We start from the raw sequence: 17,750 nt of genomic DNA on the forward strand, positions 1-17,750 counted from the left end.
TGGGAATTTAAATATAGAAAGGTGTGAAAAAATGAAATTTAAACAAATAATGCTAATAGGAGTAGGGGCTATTTTAGGAGGAGCATTATCTATAGCAACAGTAGTTAATGCGAATCCAAGTATAGGAAACAATAGTATATCTGAAGTAAATTCAGAAGAAGCAAAAAAAATTATGTTAAACAAAGTTCCAGGAGCTAAAATTACTAAATTTGAGTTTGATTCAGATGGAAAAATAAAAAAATATGATGGAACTTTAATAAAAGATAATATTGAATATGAGATAGATGTAGATTCAAAAACTGGAAAAATTATAAAATTTGAGAAAGAAAACATTAGAATTGTAAAAGATACTATACTTAAAAATTCAACATCTCAAAAAAATAATACTTTCATAGGGGAAAATAAAGCTAGAGAATTAATGTTAAATCAAGTACCTGGTGCTAAAGTTATAAATTTTTATTTAGATAATGATAACACTCCAGAATATGAAGGAAAACTTATAAAAAATAATAAAGAATATGAAATATCTATAGATGCAAAAACAGGAACTATAGTAGATTTTAGTGAGGAAGTAATTAAAACCTCGTCTGCAGCTAATAAAAATAATGAAAATATTACTGTAAACAAGCCGGTAGACACAAACAATAATACTGTTAATAAACCTATAGTTAATCCAAATACTGCTAATAATTATTTTGATGATGACAGATACGATAATGATATAGACGATAGACATGATGATGACAGATACGATAATGATATAGACGATAGACATGATGATGACAGATATGATAATGATATAGACGATAGATATGATGATTAATTAAATATATTTAATTAATATGCCCTTAGAATTCATTTATTTTCATTCTAAGGGCATTAACTTTATTAGAGATACAAACTTAGTCTTCAAAGTAAATTTTTAAGTCTAGTTATTTTTACTTTCTAAAATTACATTTGATAATAGTTTACCAGCAATAATTACCATAGTTATAGATGTCAATATAGTAACAATTAAAGGTATATTTTTGAATATTAATAAGTTCATCATTAGAAGAATTTGAATTAGCCCTGCCAATATTATAGCTATTTTATTTTTCATTTTTACCCTCCTTATATAAGAAACCTAAACTGTGTATTTAATTAATAATATAATAATTTATGTATAAAAATCAATTTGTTCCTAAAGTAAAATTTTAAGACTTGTTAATCGTAAGTTAGATTTAATGGTTCTATTACAATTTTATTTGATGGATTATAGGGCTGAACCTCAAATGAAACTTTTTTGGTTTCTGAATCTTCAGCATGAGGTAAAGTTTCAAATTTATAAGATTTGTTATATTCAACAGTTGGTTGATTATATTCAACATTTGAACGGGCAGAGTATGATCTACTTGCTAGCGAGATAGATACAATTAAAAAGATTGATATAAATCCAATTATATTTATTTTTAACAAAGATTTATGCATTTATATACCTCCATATACACATGTTAGAAATGCTTGTCCAAATTTTTATCAAATGATTAGTAATATGTATATGAAAAGACACTTAAGCATATGCAATTAATCCTTAAAAACTTATTTAAAGAGATCTAGTAAAAAAGCGCTTAAAATCCATTTATTTGGATTATAAGCGCTTTAACTTTATGTAAAATACATAATCTCTAAAGTAAAATTTAATTAATAGTTAGTTTATTAGAAATTAATATTATTAATTATAATAAAAAAAGACACACGATGTGTCTTTTTCACGAACATATATATTTTATAATACAGTTACGTTTTCTGCTTGAGGACCTCTAGCACCCTTAACTATATTAAAGTTTACTTGTTGACCTTCTTCTAATGATTTAAACCCATCAGTTTGTATTGCTGAAAAATGTACGAATACATCATTTCCACCTTCTACTGATATAAAACCAAATCCTTTTTCATTGTTAAACCATTTTACTGTTCCATTTATCATTAAAAAATACTCCTATGAACCTATTTCTAGGTCTCTATTAATTTATTTGTGTATCGCTACAAGTATTATTATAGCACATATTATTAATAATAAATAGTCTTTTATTAATAATACTCTATATACTACTAAATGAATCTATAAAAAAAGCTCTTAGAACCTAGTTATTTGAAGTCAAAGGGCTGTAAATTTGTTTTTTATATAAAAAACTGTACATAAAACGGTATTTTTTATTTTAGGTATTAATTAAAATATTTTTAAATACATTATAGAGCAATTAAATATGTTCATCAAATCATATGTTTTTCTGAACTCAAAATGTATTAAATAAATTACTTAATCTTATCTACCTTATCAAAATATATTGAAATCTCACCACACTTTGGACAAACACTAGCCCTTACCTTACCCTTTGTATCTGAAAAAACTCCACTTCCTTTTCCCAGCACTACTGATGCGTAAGCTGTGAAATTTTCAGTCTTTAACATATACTCTTCAATCATAACTTCATCACATCTTAAACACTTTCTCATACTATACCCCCTCTTTTTAGTTTTATAATAAAAATATAGTTCATCAATAGGTAAAAATCTATATTAGATTTTAATTTAACAATTATTTAAAAACTTATTTAAAGAGTTGTAGTAAAAAAGCCTTTAAAATTCATTTATTTAGATTCTAATAGCCTTAACTTTGTTTAAAATACCTAACTATCCTTTAAAGTAAATTTTTGATACTTATTACTTTTGAAAACTCAATACTAAGTTAAAGTATTGATTTTTCAATTATGCAACTAACACTTGCTAAAAATCTATTGTCATTTTCTTTACAAATTTTATGTATATAATCATAATTAAAGTATCAAATTTTTAGAGGGAGATTAAATGAACTTACAAACAATAATAAAAGAAAATAGAAAGAAAAATAATTGGTCTCAAGATGATTTAGCTAAAAAATTAAATATTTCAAGACAAGCTGTATCAAAATGGGAAACAGGTGAATCTATACCTGATATAGATAAATTAATAATTCTTAGTGGAATATTTAGTTTAACTTTAGATGAATTAATTAAAGGGAATACTACAGAAAAAACAATTGTTTCAGAACAACAAGTTATTGTTAAAAAAGAAAGTAAAAAAACAATAATTGATTTTTTATGTTATCACTGGTGGTTAATCATAACCATCGTATGGTATATATTGTTAAATTAAATAATAAGGGAGTGAAGAATATGAAAATACCGTTTTTGCCAAAAGAGATTTCCATTCAGCAAGATAGATTTGATTTTATTAAAGAGTCCCGTGGTGGAGGTTTTATGCTAATTGCAGGATCTATCTTTTGGTTTCTATCATTTGCTTTAACCTACATATTAAAACAAAACCAAATAGAAAACTTTTATATCTATGGTGGATTAAGTGTACCAATACTAGGTTATATCTTTTCAAAATTATTAAGATTAGAATTTAGCCAGAATCAATATAGGTCTCTTGTAGCTTTTTCATCTGGAATTACAGTATGTTGCTTACCTATTTTATTTATAATAAAAGACTTAAATAGTAACTTGATATTACCAATTTTATGTATAATCAATGCTAGTCATTTACTAATTTTATGTTGGGTTCATTTAGATTATTTATATGCTATATTAGTTGCATTTGGAGTTTGTATAGGGATTCTGTTTATCTATTCAATTCCTTATCAATATACTCATTTTATAGGTTTGATCTGGGGAATTATATCCTTATGTCTAGGTGTATATATTCATATTAATACTAAAAATCCATTACAGGGATATAAGTATATTATTATAACTAGTTCTTAAAACTCGTTTAAAGATTACTAGTAAAAATGCCCTTAGAATCCATTTATTTGTATTCTAAGGGCATTAACTTTATTTAAAATATGTAATTATACTCTAAAGTAAAATTTAAGTTATAGTTAAACTTATATATAATTAATTTATAACTAACCTTTATTGATAGGAGTTGATAAGATATGAAGTTTATAATAATGATAAATGTTATATTAGGAATTTTAAGTATATTTTTGGGATATCAAATAAAGTTTAAGAAAAAGTCGAGTTTTATAAATAATTATAATAGTAAAAGCATAACCGATAAAAAATCTTACCTAAACTGGATTGGATGTTTAGAATTAACTATTGGTTCATTAATATTACTTATAACATTAGTTGGGTATATTATTAAATCTGTTTTATTTATAGCTTTTATGGATGTATTATTAATAGTAATTCTTATATTTTTATTGGTATTAATTGATAGGAAATATATAATAAAGTAAAATTTAAAGTTCATTGTTAAAAAAGCTCTTAGAGCCCAAATTAATGTACTCTAAGAGCTTTAATGTTATAACTAGTCCCTTTAAGTTATAGTTAGTAAATATATTTTTTAATAAAATACTTGCATTTTTTTACAGAATTACATACTATGTTAATATAGATATTTAACTAATTAGTTAAATATCTATATTAAATAATTGAAGGGAGTTATTTTATGAGTAAAGCATTTAAGGCTTTAAGCGATAAAACAAGAAGAGAAATATTAAAATTGCTTAATAATAAAGATATGAGTGCAGGTGAAATAGCCGAACATTTTGATATATCTAAGCCGTCAATATCAAAGCATTTAGATATTTTAAGAGAAGCAGAGCTTATAAGTTCTGAAAAGAAGGGGCAATTTGTAATTTATTCTATAAATACTTCTGTAATTCAAGAGGTTCTTGGAAACTTCTTAGAAATATTCAAAAAATAAAAAGGGGGAAATATTATGAAAAAAATTAACTCTACAAAAACTATATTATTAACCATATCACTTTTAATACTTGGTATAGGATTTATAATGTCTGATGGATATATTGAAATTTTAATATTAGGAATTTTAGGTATTGTTTCTTTATTTTTATTAAATATTCAAGCAACAAATATAGTAGAGTTATCAGAAGATAATCCTAAAGTTAAAACTTTTAGATTTTTAAATATGTTTAATATATCTATTGTTATACTTTGTTTTATATTTGCTCTATCATTACCAAATAATCAATTATCTATCACTGAATATAACAAAAACTTAGTTATTTGTTTGATGTCCGTATTTATGATGTTTTTTGGGAATTTATCACCAAAGATACCTTTTAATAGGTATTTAGGACTAAGACTTCCTTGGACAATAAGAGATAAAGAAACTTGGAAGATTGCACATAAATTAGTAGGGTATTTATCTTTCCCTATTGCAACAATAATGTTTATTGCATCATTTTTCTTTAATGGTGAGATAGTAGGAATTATTGGTATTTTAACTTGGATTATAATACCAAGTATATATTCTTTTATATTTTACTCTAAGAAATTAAAAGGTTTAAATTAATAAAGTAATATTTTAAATAAATTTCAATTTAAAAAATCCAATAGATAATATTATCTATTGGATTTTTTATACATACTACACATATCTAGTATATTAAGTTCAAGTTTTTTTATATTTATCAAAATTAACTATTGATAATATATTAGGATATCCTTTTTGTTTTTATGAAAAAAGATATATAAGATATAATTTTAATTAATTAAATATTATAACTAATCCCTAAACTGAAATTTTAAGAAGAGTTGATAAATACTTATTTTTGATATAATTTTTAATTGAGAAAAAATATATCCATTAAAAGGAGAATTTCATGAAAAATAAAGATAAAATAAAAGATATTATAGGAATGGGTATAGTTGGAGGAATAGTAGTATTAATAATATTTGGGATAACATTATTTTTTGGAGTAACTATTATATCTATTTTAGGTCTTAAATATGATAATCTATCAGTACTTGTTAAGTTCTTTGCTATCTATATGATTATAGGTATACCGTTGGATTTTATAATTGAATGTTTTTTGAAAGCAATAAAAATCCTAATAGGTTTAAGAGAAATTCAGTATACTATGATTTATTGCTTAATAGATATATCTATTAATACAGTATTGATTGGAGTATTAGAATGGACCATAGATGGAATTGAATGTAGTTTATTTACTGCATTGTTATTTTCTACTCTATCTTGTGTTTTAAGTTATTTTTTTAATAGGAAAGTAAATAACAATGATACTGAATAATAAATAAATTTTAAAAATATAGATTAGAAGAATCCTTCTAATCTATATTTTTAGGTATATATGTTACATGTAATAATTCATGAGCTTTACCTTTTGTAGGTTTACCCATAAATGTATCATACATTTTTAAAACAGCAGCATTTTTATGGGATTTTCTTTTTGGAAGATTTTTATCCTGATTATATAAAACTGAAGCTCTCAATGATTTTATATTTAAGTCTTCTTTTACTATAGAATCTACATGAGGCTGACCACCACCATTCACACATCCACCAGGACAAGCCATAACCTCTATAAAATGATAATTTTTTTTATTAAGCATTGAATTATTCATAAACTCAAAGAAGTTAGAGGCCCCATTTATAATTGCAATATTATAATTATTGTCACAGATATTAACAGTTGCTTCCTTAAAACCATCTAAACCTCTTGTGGCTTCATAATCTATTTCCTCTAAAGAAACTCCTTCTAATAAATCAGTTGCTGTTCTTAATGCAGCCTCCATAACTCCGCCTGTTGCTCCAAAAATAGTTGCTGCTCCAGTGTACTCACCCATAACTGGATCTACATCACTTTCTTCTAGCATAGAAAAATCTATATTACTATCTTGAATAAGTTTAACTAATTCTCTTGTAGTTAAAACCGCATCTATGTTCTTAATATTATTATTCACCATTTCAGGTCTATCTGCTTCAAACTTTTTAGCAGTACAAGGCATTATAGATACTGTGAATATATCCTCAGGATCTAAATTTTCTATAAATGGATAATAACTTTTACTTATAGCTCCAAACATTTGTTGTGGTGATTTAGCACTAGAAATATTATTAAGCAATTCAGGGTAATAATTTTCAGCTAATCTTATCCAGCCTGGGCAACAAGATGTAAACATAGGGAAAGGACCATTATTTTTAATTCTTTCTATAAGTTCTGTTCCTTCTTCTAATATAGTTGTGTCAGCAGCAAAGTTAACATCAAAAACTTTATTAAATCCTAAATGTCTAAGAGCTGAATAAACTTTATTTGTAACGTCTATTCCATACCCCATTTTGAACATTTCCCCAACAGAAGTTCTTATTGAAGGAGCTATACCTACCAATACATGTTTTTTAGGATTATTTAGAGCATCTAAAACCCTATTTATATGGCTTTTTTCATACAATGCACCCACAGGACAAGCAGCTACACATTGACCACATAATAAACAGTTTGTTGAATCAAAACATTTTAAATCATCTGGCCCAACAATTTTTCTATTGTTTTCTTTTAGAAAATGCATAACTTCAGTTCCAGATTTACCTTTGCAAGCAGCTACACATCTCCCACATTTCACACACTTTGATTTATCTAAAACTATAGACTTACTTCTTGAATCTATTAAATCAGATGAATTATAAGTTTTAAATGGATTTGTTACTTTTGCATTAGTTTTCTTAACTAACTTTAATAATTCACAGCTATGTAATCTACTACATTTACCACATTCTAGATTGTGATCATTTAATATCTCACTAATTCTTTCTCTTACAGCAATCTGAACTTTTTTACTAGCAGTATTAATAATCATATTATCTTTTGTTTTTTCGTGGCATGCTCTAGCTAACTTATCTTGACCTTTAATTTCTACCAGACATACTCCACACTCATTCATATTATTACAATCACTTAAGAAACATAGTGTCGGAATTTCTATATTATTTTCCATAGCTATTTGTAAAATAGTTTTATCAGAATCAACTGATAACCTTTTTCCATTTATGGTTATATTATTCATTAAAACCTCCAAAGCATATTAAAATTTTGTTACTTTTTAGCAAGTTGATTTTTAATGTTTTAAATTATAACACAGGAAAAAAATAAAAAATAATAATAAAAATTAATAGTAATCATTTATAAAATAATTGGATTGACATACAAAATTTGGAACGTTATATTATAAAATGATTTGCAGAATTAGTTAGAAAGTTAACTTAAATAAATAATTGGAGGAAAGAGTATGGATTATAAATTATCATTAAATCAAGCAGATAAGATATTAAATGATCTTCAAAAAGAATATAGAATATATGCTCCTAAAGTTTTTGAAGGAGAAGGAAGACATAGTTATACGAATTTCGTTAAGTATGGTGAGATAAATTCTTTTTCAGAAGTTGAATATAAAACTAAGTCACAAGGATCTCCAAAAGAGGTATTGCTTCCAATAAACCATACACTAGCTATTAAAATTAATGGACAGGAAATAAGTACAACTAAAGATACAGATGAAAGGAAAATATTAATATTACTTCGTTCTTGTGACATACATGGAATAACTAGAATTGATAAAACATTTATTAACGATGAATACTATAAAAACAGAAGAGATAAAGTTAAGTTTATGGTAATGGAATGTCCTAAGTCTTGGGATACTTGTTTTTGTGTTTCATTAGGAACTAATAAAACAGACAATTATTCTATGGGGATTAAATTTGATGAAAATACTATATCAATAAAAGTAAAAGATAATGAATTTGAAAAGTATTTTGAAAATAATTTTACTGAAGATAATTTTGAAATTAGATTTGCAATTGAAAATGAGATGAAAGTTAAAGTTCCAAATATTGAAATTTGGGATAAACAAGCGCTTGATAAAGTTAAATCACTTGATATATGGAATGAATATAAAAATCGTTGTATAGGATGTGGAGCTTGCAATATGTCATGTATAACCTGTACGTGTATGCTGACTTCAAATATAGTACATAGAGAAAATAAAGATTTAGAAGAAAAAAGAAGAACATGGAACGGTTGTCAGTTAGTTAAGTCATCAGCATTAAAAACTAAGTCAATGCCTCAAATTGTACCAACAAGAGTTAGACAAAGAGTACTAGATAAATTCTATAGACCAAAATTAAAAGAATCTAAAGAACAGGTTTGTGTAGGCTGTGGACGTTGTATAGATGCATGTCCAAGATATATAAATTTTGCTAATACAGTAAACAGAGTAAGTAGTGAACTTGATAATATATATAAAGAATTTGGAAGAGAAATTAACGAATAGGGGGGCACTGAAGCTATGAACAAGGATATAAATATAGATAAATTACGCATAAACTGTTTTAGAGAATCAAAGGTTCCAGGTGAATTTATGTTTCAAATGAGAGTTCCCGGTGGAGTTACAGAAGCTAAACATTTAAGACTAGTACAAGATATAGCCGAAAAATATGGAAATGGATTGTTTCATATAGGAACTAGACAAACTTTTAGTATTCCAGGAATTAAATATGAAAATATCGATAAAGTTAATAAACTTGTAAAATCATATATATATGAGGTAGAAGTTGAGCAATGTGGTGTGGATATGGATGTAAATGAATATGGATATCCAACTATAGGAGCAAGAAATATAGCTGGATGTATAGGGGCACAACATTGTATAAAAGCAAATACTAAAGTCTCTACATTAGCAAAAAAATTAGAAAAAATAATTTTCCCAAGTAACTATCATATAAAAATAAATATAGCTGGATGTCCAAATGATTGTGTCAAAGCTCACATGAGTGACTTTGGAATAATTGGAGTTACTATACCACAGTATGATTATACTAGATGTGTAGGGTGTGGAGCTTGTGCAAGAGCGTGCAAAGCTCATTCAACTGGCGCTATAATAGAAGAAAATGGTAAGGTTATAAGAAATGAAGAGCTATGTATAGGATGTGGAGAGTGTATAGAAGCTTGTCCAACTAGAGCTTTTACGAGAACAAAAGATCCATTTTACAGAATAATTATAGGTGGTAGAACTAGTAAAAAAACTCCAAGGATTGGAGAAATATTCTTAGATTATATTACAGAAGAAGTTTTATTTAAAGTTCTTAAAAACTGGGAGCCATTTTCAAGAGATACATTAGGAGGCATACCTAAATATCTACATGGAGGCCATTTAATGGATACAGCTGGATATATGAAATTTAAAGAATTAATGTTAAAAGATGTTAAATTAAATAAAGAGGCTAAAGTCGCTAGTAGACTAAACTGGAAAGAACACGAGTATAAAGCTAATATAAATGTAAAATAATACAAACTTTATTTTTTTAATAAAAATATCTAATGGAAACTATTTAAAAGTAAAATGATTAATTTTTAAAAATTTTGATATAATTAAATTAATCCTACTATTATATTGAATGTTTTAAAAATTTTAATACCCAAAACTAATAAAAAAGACTAATTGTAATTCGCCTATAACATATTACAATTAGTCTTTTTTATCAATATATGTTTGAATTTTTCTACACTTTATAAATATAAAAATAAATTTGATTTTAAAATTATATTTTCATAGAATCAAAAATTAAAAGGATATGATTATATGAAAAAAACATTAATTTCAATTGATGGAAGTGAAAAAAGTCAAAAATCTTTAGATTTTATAATAAAAAACTTTTCTAAAAATGACGTTGAAATAATGTTGATGAGTGTTAGTGATATTAGTCTAACTAACATTACAAATAAAATGATTGTAGATATGAAGATAGATGAATGTAAAAATAAATTGCAAGGATACAAAGTGGAAAAATATTTGGCATTTGGAGATCCTGGTCATGAAATTATATCGAAAGCAATAGATGGAAAATTCGATGCAATAATAATGACTAAATCTACTAAAAAGAACCTTATTGATTCGATAGGTTCTGTAACTTTATATGTAGTGAAAAAATCTAAATGTACAGTTATAATACTTCCTGAATAATTTGCAACAATGTAAAAAGAGCTAATACTATTTTTGGTATTAGCTCTTTTTACATTGTTGCAAATCAATAATTCATACTCAGGAAAATGAAATTATATAGCGTATATTTAAATTATAGCAAATTTTAGTTCTATTTTTATATAGAAATAACCAATATAAACTATTTAAAAATAGAATAATTAACTTATTTAGTTTTTGATATAATTAAATTAATCCTACTTTAATATGTGTTTCAAAAAATTTATAAACCTGATCTAATAAAAAAGACTAAGTGTAATTAACCTCCCTAGAATATTTCAATTAGTCTTTTTTTATCAATATATGTTTGAATTTTTCTACACTTTATTTTTACAATTATCAATATAATATTAAAATAAAAAATAAATTTAATTTAAATCTATTTTTTATGCTCCTAAACTAATTTATAATAAAAACAAAGAGTTAAAAACTCTTTTAAAAGGAGCGAATAGTCATGAAGGGCAATTTTAAACTAGTAATTGTTTTTTTTATAATAAAATTTAGTTTAATGTATATTGTTCTAAAAGTTTTTTCCTGGATACTAGATAAATATTATAAAAATAAAATAGACTAGATAAGGAGATCTTTATGAATAAATTATTGGCGCATTGTATAAAAGAGATAGAATATATTCATGAAGAAGAAGTTTTTACAGTTAAAGATTTATTCAAAGGATATGTATGGAATAGATTGAGTACAGGTGAAAGAAGAAATATTGGATATATTTTCAAAAACTATATATATGAAAATAAGGACTTAAATATCGTTCATATAATAAAAAATCAAAATGTAAAAGAAAGTAAATTGCAATATAAAAAAGTAAAGAAAAAATAAGTATTTATTATATGGGAGTTGAAATTTTATGGCGCAGAAAGTATTTAAAGTAAGATTGAATCCTTTAGAAGTTCAAGATCTTATAGAAAAAAATATATATGAAGAGTTGGTCTTTTCAGATGCATATGATTTAGGTAGTGGAAAATATATATTAATTACAGTATATGATAAATACTATATGAGAACAGGTAGTAATACTGGCTTGGTAATTGTTTGTGAAAATACAACAGAAAATACAATAGTTAAGATTACTTCAACAGGTAGTGGATCTGGATTACTTGGTATTGATTGGGGTTCAGGAGAAAGCTTTATCAAAAAAGTAAAAGAAATTATTTCAGAATATATTATTTAAAATAAATACAAACGATACATATAATAAATAAATTGAAAATATAAAAAAAATTACGTTTGTATTAACTTGTGCATAGTATTTATTTCATATTTTATTTGAAAGGAAACTTTATGAATTTAAGATAGTATATTATTTAAAGCGTTTTTTTGCTTGATACTTAAAGTATCGTTATCATGTTTGTTTAGCTTTAATAAGTTAGTTGAGTCTAATATATTAAAATTTGGAATTAAAGGTTTATTGGGGATTTTGCTAGGATCGTATTTAGTTTGGTTTTTGTTATTATTTGTAGTTAATTTTGTAATGGGAGAATTAAAATATATAAAAAATAAATAAGAATGAATGTAGATGAGTATAATAGTTTCAATATATTTACTATTGTTTATTTTTTATATTAACCTAAATGACAAAAAATATTAGTTTTAATTTAAAAATGAGTTCCCTTTTTATTAGTTTTATATATGGGCGATAATAAAATTTATATTTTTATTTTATCATCTACTTTGAATTTACACCTAAACTTTGATAAAATTATTTTGTGATGATAACTAATATATTTGTTATGTTTCATTCAAATTCTAGGAGCTATTTTAGTAGCTCCTAGACTCCCAGGGGTATCTTTATATTATAGATATTTATATCATAGAAAAAAGCGTAATGATTAATAGTCATTATGCTTTTTTAGTTATAATCTTTATAAATATAATAGTAATTTAATAATATATAATCTTAGTAAAAACATTGGATTTTCATAGTTTACATCGACATTTTTAAAATTTATATTTTATTTGTAATTTTTAAAAATACATGTTTTTCTTTATTTTCATGTAATGTATAATTATGTACTAGTTATAAATTAATATAAAAATTTTGATATTTATAATAATTTTTATACTAAAAAATAAAGGAAATTGATTTTAATTAATGCATTAAATAAAAAGGGGAGAATATAATGGGTAAAATTAATATGACTACTTATACAATTGACAACCTTGAAGATTTATTAGATAAAATACCATATGAAATTTGGTTAAAAGATAAGAATGGCAAACACATATACATAAATAAGTTAGGCGCAGAAAAATTAGGATTATCAAAAGAAGAAATAATAGGCAAAACAGATTTTGATATTAGACCATATCCAATTGCTAATAAATGTTTTAAAACAGATGAAATTTTAATGAAGAATCCTGATTTAGAGTTATATAATACTGAAGAAAGTATAAGTGGTAATCAAGATATATGTTATAAAGTAAGTAAGTTTTCTATAAAGAACAAAACGGATGATATAATTTTAGGAGGCATAGCAGAAGAAATTAGCTTGGAAAAAAGCATTCAAAATGAAATAGAGAAAATTATGACTATAGAAAACAATTCATATAATATCCAAAATTATTATATGAATTTCTTAAACAAAAAGCTTAAAGCATTGAATGTGCTTTTAAAAAGTTTAAATATAGATATCTTTTTATATAACGAAAAAGATAATATATTAAAACTTTATATGAGTGCAGACGAAAAAAATAGTGTATTTGATAAAGATAGTAAAATCATAATTAATAAAGAAATGAAAAAATTTTTGGAAAGTGAGAATATATACTATAATTCAAATAGTACATTATATTCTAAAATAATGGAAATTAAAAATGATAAATATATGGATAGTTATATATCTAAATTTTATAATTTAAAAATAGCTGACAATCTTTTTTCATTAATACATATTCATTATAATAGTAAAAAAGATATAAAATATAAAGATGACTTGTCAATTAGTTATATACTAAAAAAAATATGCTTATTAATATTTCAAATAGAAAAAAACAATATACTATTCTCCAATCTAGAACAAGAAAAAGACAGTTTACAGGGTGCTATTGATTTTGAATATATAAAATCTAGTTTTTTTGCAAATATATCTCATGAATTTAGAACTCCTGTAAATATAATATTATCAATAGTACAATTATTAGAGTTAGATATACACTCTGGTTATAAAAATTTGAATCAAGAAAATTATATAAATTATTTAAATATACTAAAACAAAATTCATATAGACTTTTACGTTTAGTTAATAACGTTGTAGATACTGCAAAAATTGATAGCAATTTTTTCGAATTAGATTTAAGCAACTACAATATAGTTAAAATAGTCGAAGACATTACTATGTCTACAGTTAAATTTATAGAGTCTAAAAATAAAAAAATAATATTTGACACGAATTCAGAAGAAGTAATTTTACTTTGTGATCCTGATAAAATAGAAAGAATACTTTTAAATCTTATATCAAATGCAGTAAAGTTTTCATTTCCTAATAGTGTAATACGAGTAAATTTATTCTTAAATAAAAAAGAAGAAAGAGTATATATTTCAGTTATAAATGATGGAAACACAATAACTGAGAACGAATCTAAAAAGATATTTGAACAATTTACACAAAGTGATAATCTCTTTAGAAGAAAAACAGAAGGAAGTGGAATAGGATTATTTTTGGCTAAATACTTTATTGAAATGCACAATGGTAAAATATGGATTGAGTTGGAAAATAAAGAAGCAGTTGAGTTTAAATTCTATTTACCTATTAATATTGGGACTGTTATAAAAGATAAAAAATTATATAATCAATATGATTCACCTTGTAAAAATAAACGAATCTATAAATGTAACGTTGAATTTTCAGATATATATGATATATAAAAAATACAAAAAAAGAGCTAGGAGATATTTTATCCAGCTCTTTTTTATATTTTTTTATTTATTTTTCTTTCTATTTGCAAATAATCCTACTAAAGCTGTTGCTCCTAACCCTAGATATCCCATAACTCCAATATCTCCTGTTTGAGGGTTACTTAAAAATGACTGTTTAGTTTCATCAGATAGATTATTATGTTGTATATTACTTGGGTTACTTGTATTTGTTATATTATTTACATTCATATTATTTTTATTGCTATTACTTTGAACAGTGACAGTAATAGTTTTAGTACTTGTTTCACCTTGGCTATCTGTCACTTCATAAATTACTTTATATGTTCCTGGTTTACTTGTATCTACAGTATTTTTTATAACTTTAATATCTTTAGTAATATTACCATCTTCTTTATCTGTAGCAGTAACCCCTGTCATTGGATTAAACTTATCCCCTACTTTTATAGTTTTGTTTTCTGCATTTATTACTGGAATTGCATTTATCTCTACTATTTTAGGATTTACAATTACAGTTCTTTTAACCGTAGTAGTATTACCATCCTTATCAGTTACTGTATATGTTAATTCATATTTACCAGGCTTGTCTGTATCAACTATACCAGTTACTTTAATGTCTTTAGTAATATTACCATCTTCAGTATCAGTTGCAGTAACTCCGGCCATTGGATTAAATGGAGTTCCTTCTTTTATACTTATATTATCTGCACCACTTATTACCGGTTTATCATTACTTATTACTGTTACAGTTATAGTTTTAGTTGCTGTCGCTCCTTTACTATCTGTAACTTCATAAACTACTTTATATGTTCCTGGTTTACTTGTATCTACAGTATTTTCTATAACTTTAATATCCTTAGTAATATTACCATCTTCTTTATCTATAGCAGTAACGCCTGTCATTGGATTAAACTTATCCCCTACTTTTATAGTTTTGTTTTCTCCATTTATCACAGGTATATTATTTATTGCTACCATCTTAGGATTTACAATTACAGTTCTTTTAACTGTAGTAGTATTACCATCCTTATCAGTTACTGTATATGTTAATTCATATTTACCAGGCTTGTCTGTATCAACTATACCAGTTACTTTAATGTCTTTAGTAATATTACCATCTTCAGTGTCAGTTGCAGTAACTCCGGCCATTGGATTAAATGGAGTTCCTTCTTTTATACTTATATTATCTGCACCACTTATTACCGGTTTATCATTACTTATTACTGTTACAGTTATAGTTTTAGTTGCTGTTGATCCCTTACTATCTGTAACTTCATAAACTACTTTATATGTTCCTGGTTTACTTGTATTAACTGTATCTTCTATTACCTTTATATCTTTAGTAATATTACCATCTTCTTTATCATTAGCAGTAACCCCTGTCATTGGATTAAACTTATCTCCAACTTTTATTGTTTTATCTTCTGCTTTTATCACAGGAGGATTATTTATTGCTACCATCTTAGGATTTACAGTTACTATTCTTTTAACTGTACTAGTATTACCATCTGTATCAGTTACTGTGTAAGTTAACTCATATTTACCAGGCTTGTCTGTATCAACTGTACCAGTTACTTTAATGTCTTTAGTAATATTACCGTCTTCAGTGTCAGTTGCAGTAACTCCAGCCATTGGATTAAATGGAGTTCCCTCTTTTATACTTACATTATCTGCTCCATTTATTACAGGTAATGAACTTATTAGAACTGGTTGAGTTATAACACCACTAAAAACTCCATTAGCCTTACCAAGATTAATATTCTTATCAAATTCAAAGGTTAAATCTTTACTTTCATTTATAGTTCCCCAGTCTATGCTATTTTTTGAGCTATTGAAACTTCCCCCATCACTTACATTGGTTATATTTGATACAAATCCATCAGTATCAATTATAGGATTAGGTATACTTAGATTCTTCCCTTTTCCAACCTTTATTTCTTTCAATGTATATTTTTGTTCAGATATATTTAAATTAGTTAATTTTGCTAAACCTGCTAAACTACTTATATCAATTATATTATTTCTTTTTAAATCTAGTGTAGTTAATTTATTCAATTTTGATATGGGTTTTACATTGCTTATTTTATTCATTCCTAGTTTTAAAAAGTCTAAATTTGTTAGCCCTGAAATAGGATTTAAGTCACTTATCTGATTGCTTTCTAAATTTAAAAAGTTCAAATTTGTTAGGCTCGAAATAGGGTTTAAATCACTTATCTGATTGTTCATCATTCTTAATGTTTTTAGATTTTTTAAATTAGATAGTGGTCTTATATCACTTATTTTATTTAGTCCTAACTCTAATATATTTAAATTAACTAAACTAGATAAAGGCTCTATATTACTTATTTTATTTATCCCTAAATCTAAATTTTTTAAATTTATAAGATTTTTTAAAGGATTTAAATCTGATATATTATTTTTATTTAATCTTAAAGTCTCTAATTTGTTTAGATTCTTTAAATAACTAATATCTTGTATGTTATTACCATTTAAATTTAAAATTGTTAAATTAGTACAATTTTCAATACCTTCAATAGATGTAATCTTACTATTTTCAGATATTAAACTTTTTATAGACTCTAATTGTTGTTTTGTAATATCTGAGTTTTCAGGTTGACTCAATTGTTTATTTATTGCTTTTTTTAAGTTAATATCTGGTATATTTACTATTTCAGCAGAACCAACTCTAGTTTCTTTATTCTCACTATCAAATACTACATTATTTTTTTCACTTTTAACTTCTTTATTTTTACTATCTTCTATTACACTACCTTCCTCACTTTTAACCTCTTTATTCTCACTATTAGCTATTATATTACTTTCCTCACTTTTAGAGTTTGTTTTATGCTCAATATTTGAAGGTACACTAACATCACTTGTTGCATCATTTGCAAAAACTCCTAATGGTATTGATTGAATTATCATTGTTGTAGTAATGGCCCCTACCATTTTGTTTTTTAAATTAGACTTTCTTCTTCTCAATTTCTCTCTCTCTCCTTTTGTAAATAAATCTATTAGCTTTTTA

At 24.8% G+C, this 17,750-nt stretch carries 19 protein-coding genes; 13 read left to right on the forward strand and 6 right to left on the reverse strand.

What is annotated here, in order from left to right; all coding sequences use genetic code 11:
* The first annotated feature begins 31 nt into the window (after nt 1-31).
* A complete protein-coding gene (locus ATCC9714_RS17055) occupies nt 32-823 on the forward strand; it encodes a PepSY domain-containing protein (protein ID WP_057577642.1) in 792 nt (263 codons plus the stop codon).
* Between the two features lie 105 nt (nt 824-928).
* Here the strand turns inward: ATCC9714_RS17055 and ATCC9714_RS17060 are convergent, their stop codons facing one another.
* The 4 genes from ATCC9714_RS17060 to ATCC9714_RS17075 form a co-directional block, all read right to left on the reverse strand.
* Nucleotides 929-1,102 (reverse strand): hypothetical protein, encoded by a 174-nt coding sequence (locus ATCC9714_RS17060; protein ID WP_021121650.1) that lies wholly within the window; start codon nt 1,100-1,102, stop codon nt 929-931.
* 104 nt (nt 1,103-1,206) lie between these two features.
* Nucleotides 1,207-1,470, reverse strand: coding sequence for a hypothetical protein (locus tag ATCC9714_RS17065; RefSeq protein ID WP_021121640.1), 264 nt, complete (start codon nt 1,468-1,470; stop codon nt 1,207-1,209).
* 298 nt (nt 1,471-1,768) lie between these two features.
* A complete protein-coding gene (locus ATCC9714_RS17070; protein ID WP_021121664.1) occupies nt 1,769-1,969 on the reverse strand; it encodes a cold-shock protein in 201 nt (66 codons plus the stop codon).
* Between the two features lie 329 nt (nt 1,970-2,298).
* A complete protein-coding gene (locus ATCC9714_RS17075; protein WP_021121667.1) occupies nt 2,299-2,499 on the reverse strand; it encodes a hypothetical protein in 201 nt (66 codons plus the stop codon).
* Nucleotides 2,500-2,850: 351 nt separating this feature from the next.
* On the opposite strand from ATCC9714_RS17075, the gene ATCC9714_RS17080 reads away from it, so the two are divergent.
* From ATCC9714_RS17080 to ATCC9714_RS17105, 6 genes are all read left to right on the forward strand, one after another.
* Entirely contained in the window at nt 2,851-3,177 is a 327-nt protein-coding gene (locus ATCC9714_RS17080) for a helix-turn-helix domain-containing protein (RefSeq protein ID WP_054631316.1), read from the forward strand.
* Nucleotides 3,178-3,197: 20 nt separating this feature from the next.
* Nucleotides 3,198-3,788: a DUF7010 family protein gene (locus ATCC9714_RS17085; RefSeq protein ID WP_130624591.1), complete on the forward strand. Its 591-nt coding sequence runs from the start codon at nt 3,198-3,200 to the stop codon at nt 3,786-3,788.
* A 173-nt stretch (nt 3,789-3,961) separates the two neighbouring features.
* Nucleotides 3,962-4,267, forward strand: coding sequence for a DUF3784 domain-containing protein (locus ATCC9714_RS17090; protein ID WP_021121661.1), 306 nt, complete (start codon nt 3,962-3,964; stop codon nt 4,265-4,267).
* A 212-nt stretch (nt 4,268-4,479) separates the two neighbouring features.
* On the forward strand, nt 4,480-4,737 hold the full coding sequence (locus tag ATCC9714_RS17095; RefSeq protein WP_021121655.1) for an autorepressor SdpR family transcription factor: 258 nt from the start codon (nt 4,480-4,482) through the stop codon (nt 4,735-4,737).
* A gap of 15 nt (nt 4,738-4,752) precedes the next feature.
* Entirely contained in the window at nt 4,753-5,349 is a 597-nt protein-coding gene (locus ATCC9714_RS17100) for an SdpI family protein (RefSeq protein ID WP_021121652.1), read from the forward strand.
* A gap of 310 nt (nt 5,350-5,659) precedes the next feature.
* Nucleotides 5,660-6,088: a YrvL family regulatory protein gene (locus ATCC9714_RS17105; RefSeq protein WP_057577644.1), complete on the forward strand. Its 429-nt coding sequence runs from the start codon at nt 5,660-5,662 to the stop codon at nt 6,086-6,088.
* 37 nt (nt 6,089-6,125) lie between these two features.
* On the opposite strand, the gene ATCC9714_RS17110 is transcribed toward ATCC9714_RS17105, so the two are convergent.
* Nucleotides 6,126-7,862 (reverse strand): ferredoxin hydrogenase, encoded by a 1,737-nt coding sequence (locus tag ATCC9714_RS17110; RefSeq protein WP_057577645.1) that lies wholly within the window; start codon nt 7,860-7,862, stop codon nt 6,126-6,128.
* Between the two features lie 222 nt (nt 7,863-8,084).
* Here ATCC9714_RS17110 and ATCC9714_RS17115 point away from each other — a divergent pair, with 222 nt between their 5' ends.
* The 6 genes from ATCC9714_RS17115 (at nt 8,085) to ATCC9714_RS17140 (ending at nt 14,716) form a co-directional block, all read left to right on the forward strand.
* Entirely contained in the window at nt 8,085-9,128 is a 1,044-nt protein-coding gene (locus ATCC9714_RS17115; protein ID WP_054631312.1) for a 4Fe-4S dicluster domain-containing protein, read from the forward strand.
* Between the two features lie 15 nt (nt 9,129-9,143).
* Nucleotides 9,144-10,142 carry a sulfite reductase subunit C gene (gene asrC, locus ATCC9714_RS17120; protein ID WP_057577648.1) on the forward strand — a complete coding sequence of 333 codons (999 nt, stop codon included), beginning with the start codon at nt 9,144-9,146 and terminating at the stop codon, nt 10,140-10,142.
* A 294-nt stretch (nt 10,143-10,436) separates the two neighbouring features.
* Nucleotides 10,437-10,817, forward strand: coding sequence for a universal stress protein (locus ATCC9714_RS17125; protein ID WP_021121647.1), 381 nt, complete (start codon nt 10,437-10,439; stop codon nt 10,815-10,817).
* A gap of 606 nt (nt 10,818-11,423) precedes the next feature.
* Nucleotides 11,424-11,669 (forward strand): DUF1413 domain-containing protein, encoded by a 246-nt coding sequence (locus ATCC9714_RS17130; protein ID WP_021121666.1) that lies wholly within the window; start codon nt 11,424-11,426, stop codon nt 11,667-11,669.
* A 28-nt stretch (nt 11,670-11,697) separates the two neighbouring features.
* Nucleotides 11,698-12,021, forward strand: coding sequence for a DUF6054 family protein (locus ATCC9714_RS17135; RefSeq protein ID WP_054631310.1), 324 nt, complete (start codon nt 11,698-11,700; stop codon nt 12,019-12,021).
* 949 nt (nt 12,022-12,970) lie between these two features.
* Nucleotides 12,971-14,716: a sensor histidine kinase gene (locus ATCC9714_RS17140; protein WP_054631309.1), complete on the forward strand. Its 1,746-nt coding sequence runs from the start codon at nt 12,971-12,973 to the stop codon at nt 14,714-14,716.
* Nucleotides 14,717-14,770: 54 nt separating this feature from the next.
* Here the strand turns inward: ATCC9714_RS17140 and ATCC9714_RS17145 are convergent, their stop codons facing one another.
* Entirely contained in the window at nt 14,771-17,707 is a 2,937-nt protein-coding gene (locus ATCC9714_RS17145; RefSeq protein ID WP_208872235.1) for an immunoglobulin-like domain-containing protein, read from the reverse strand.
* Nucleotides 17,708-17,750: the final 43 nt, after the last annotated feature.

This window comes from Paraclostridium sordellii, from assembly GCF_000953675.1.
Taxonomy (GTDB): Bacteria; Bacillota; Clostridia; order Peptostreptococcales; family Peptostreptococcaceae; genus Paraclostridium; species Paraclostridium sordellii.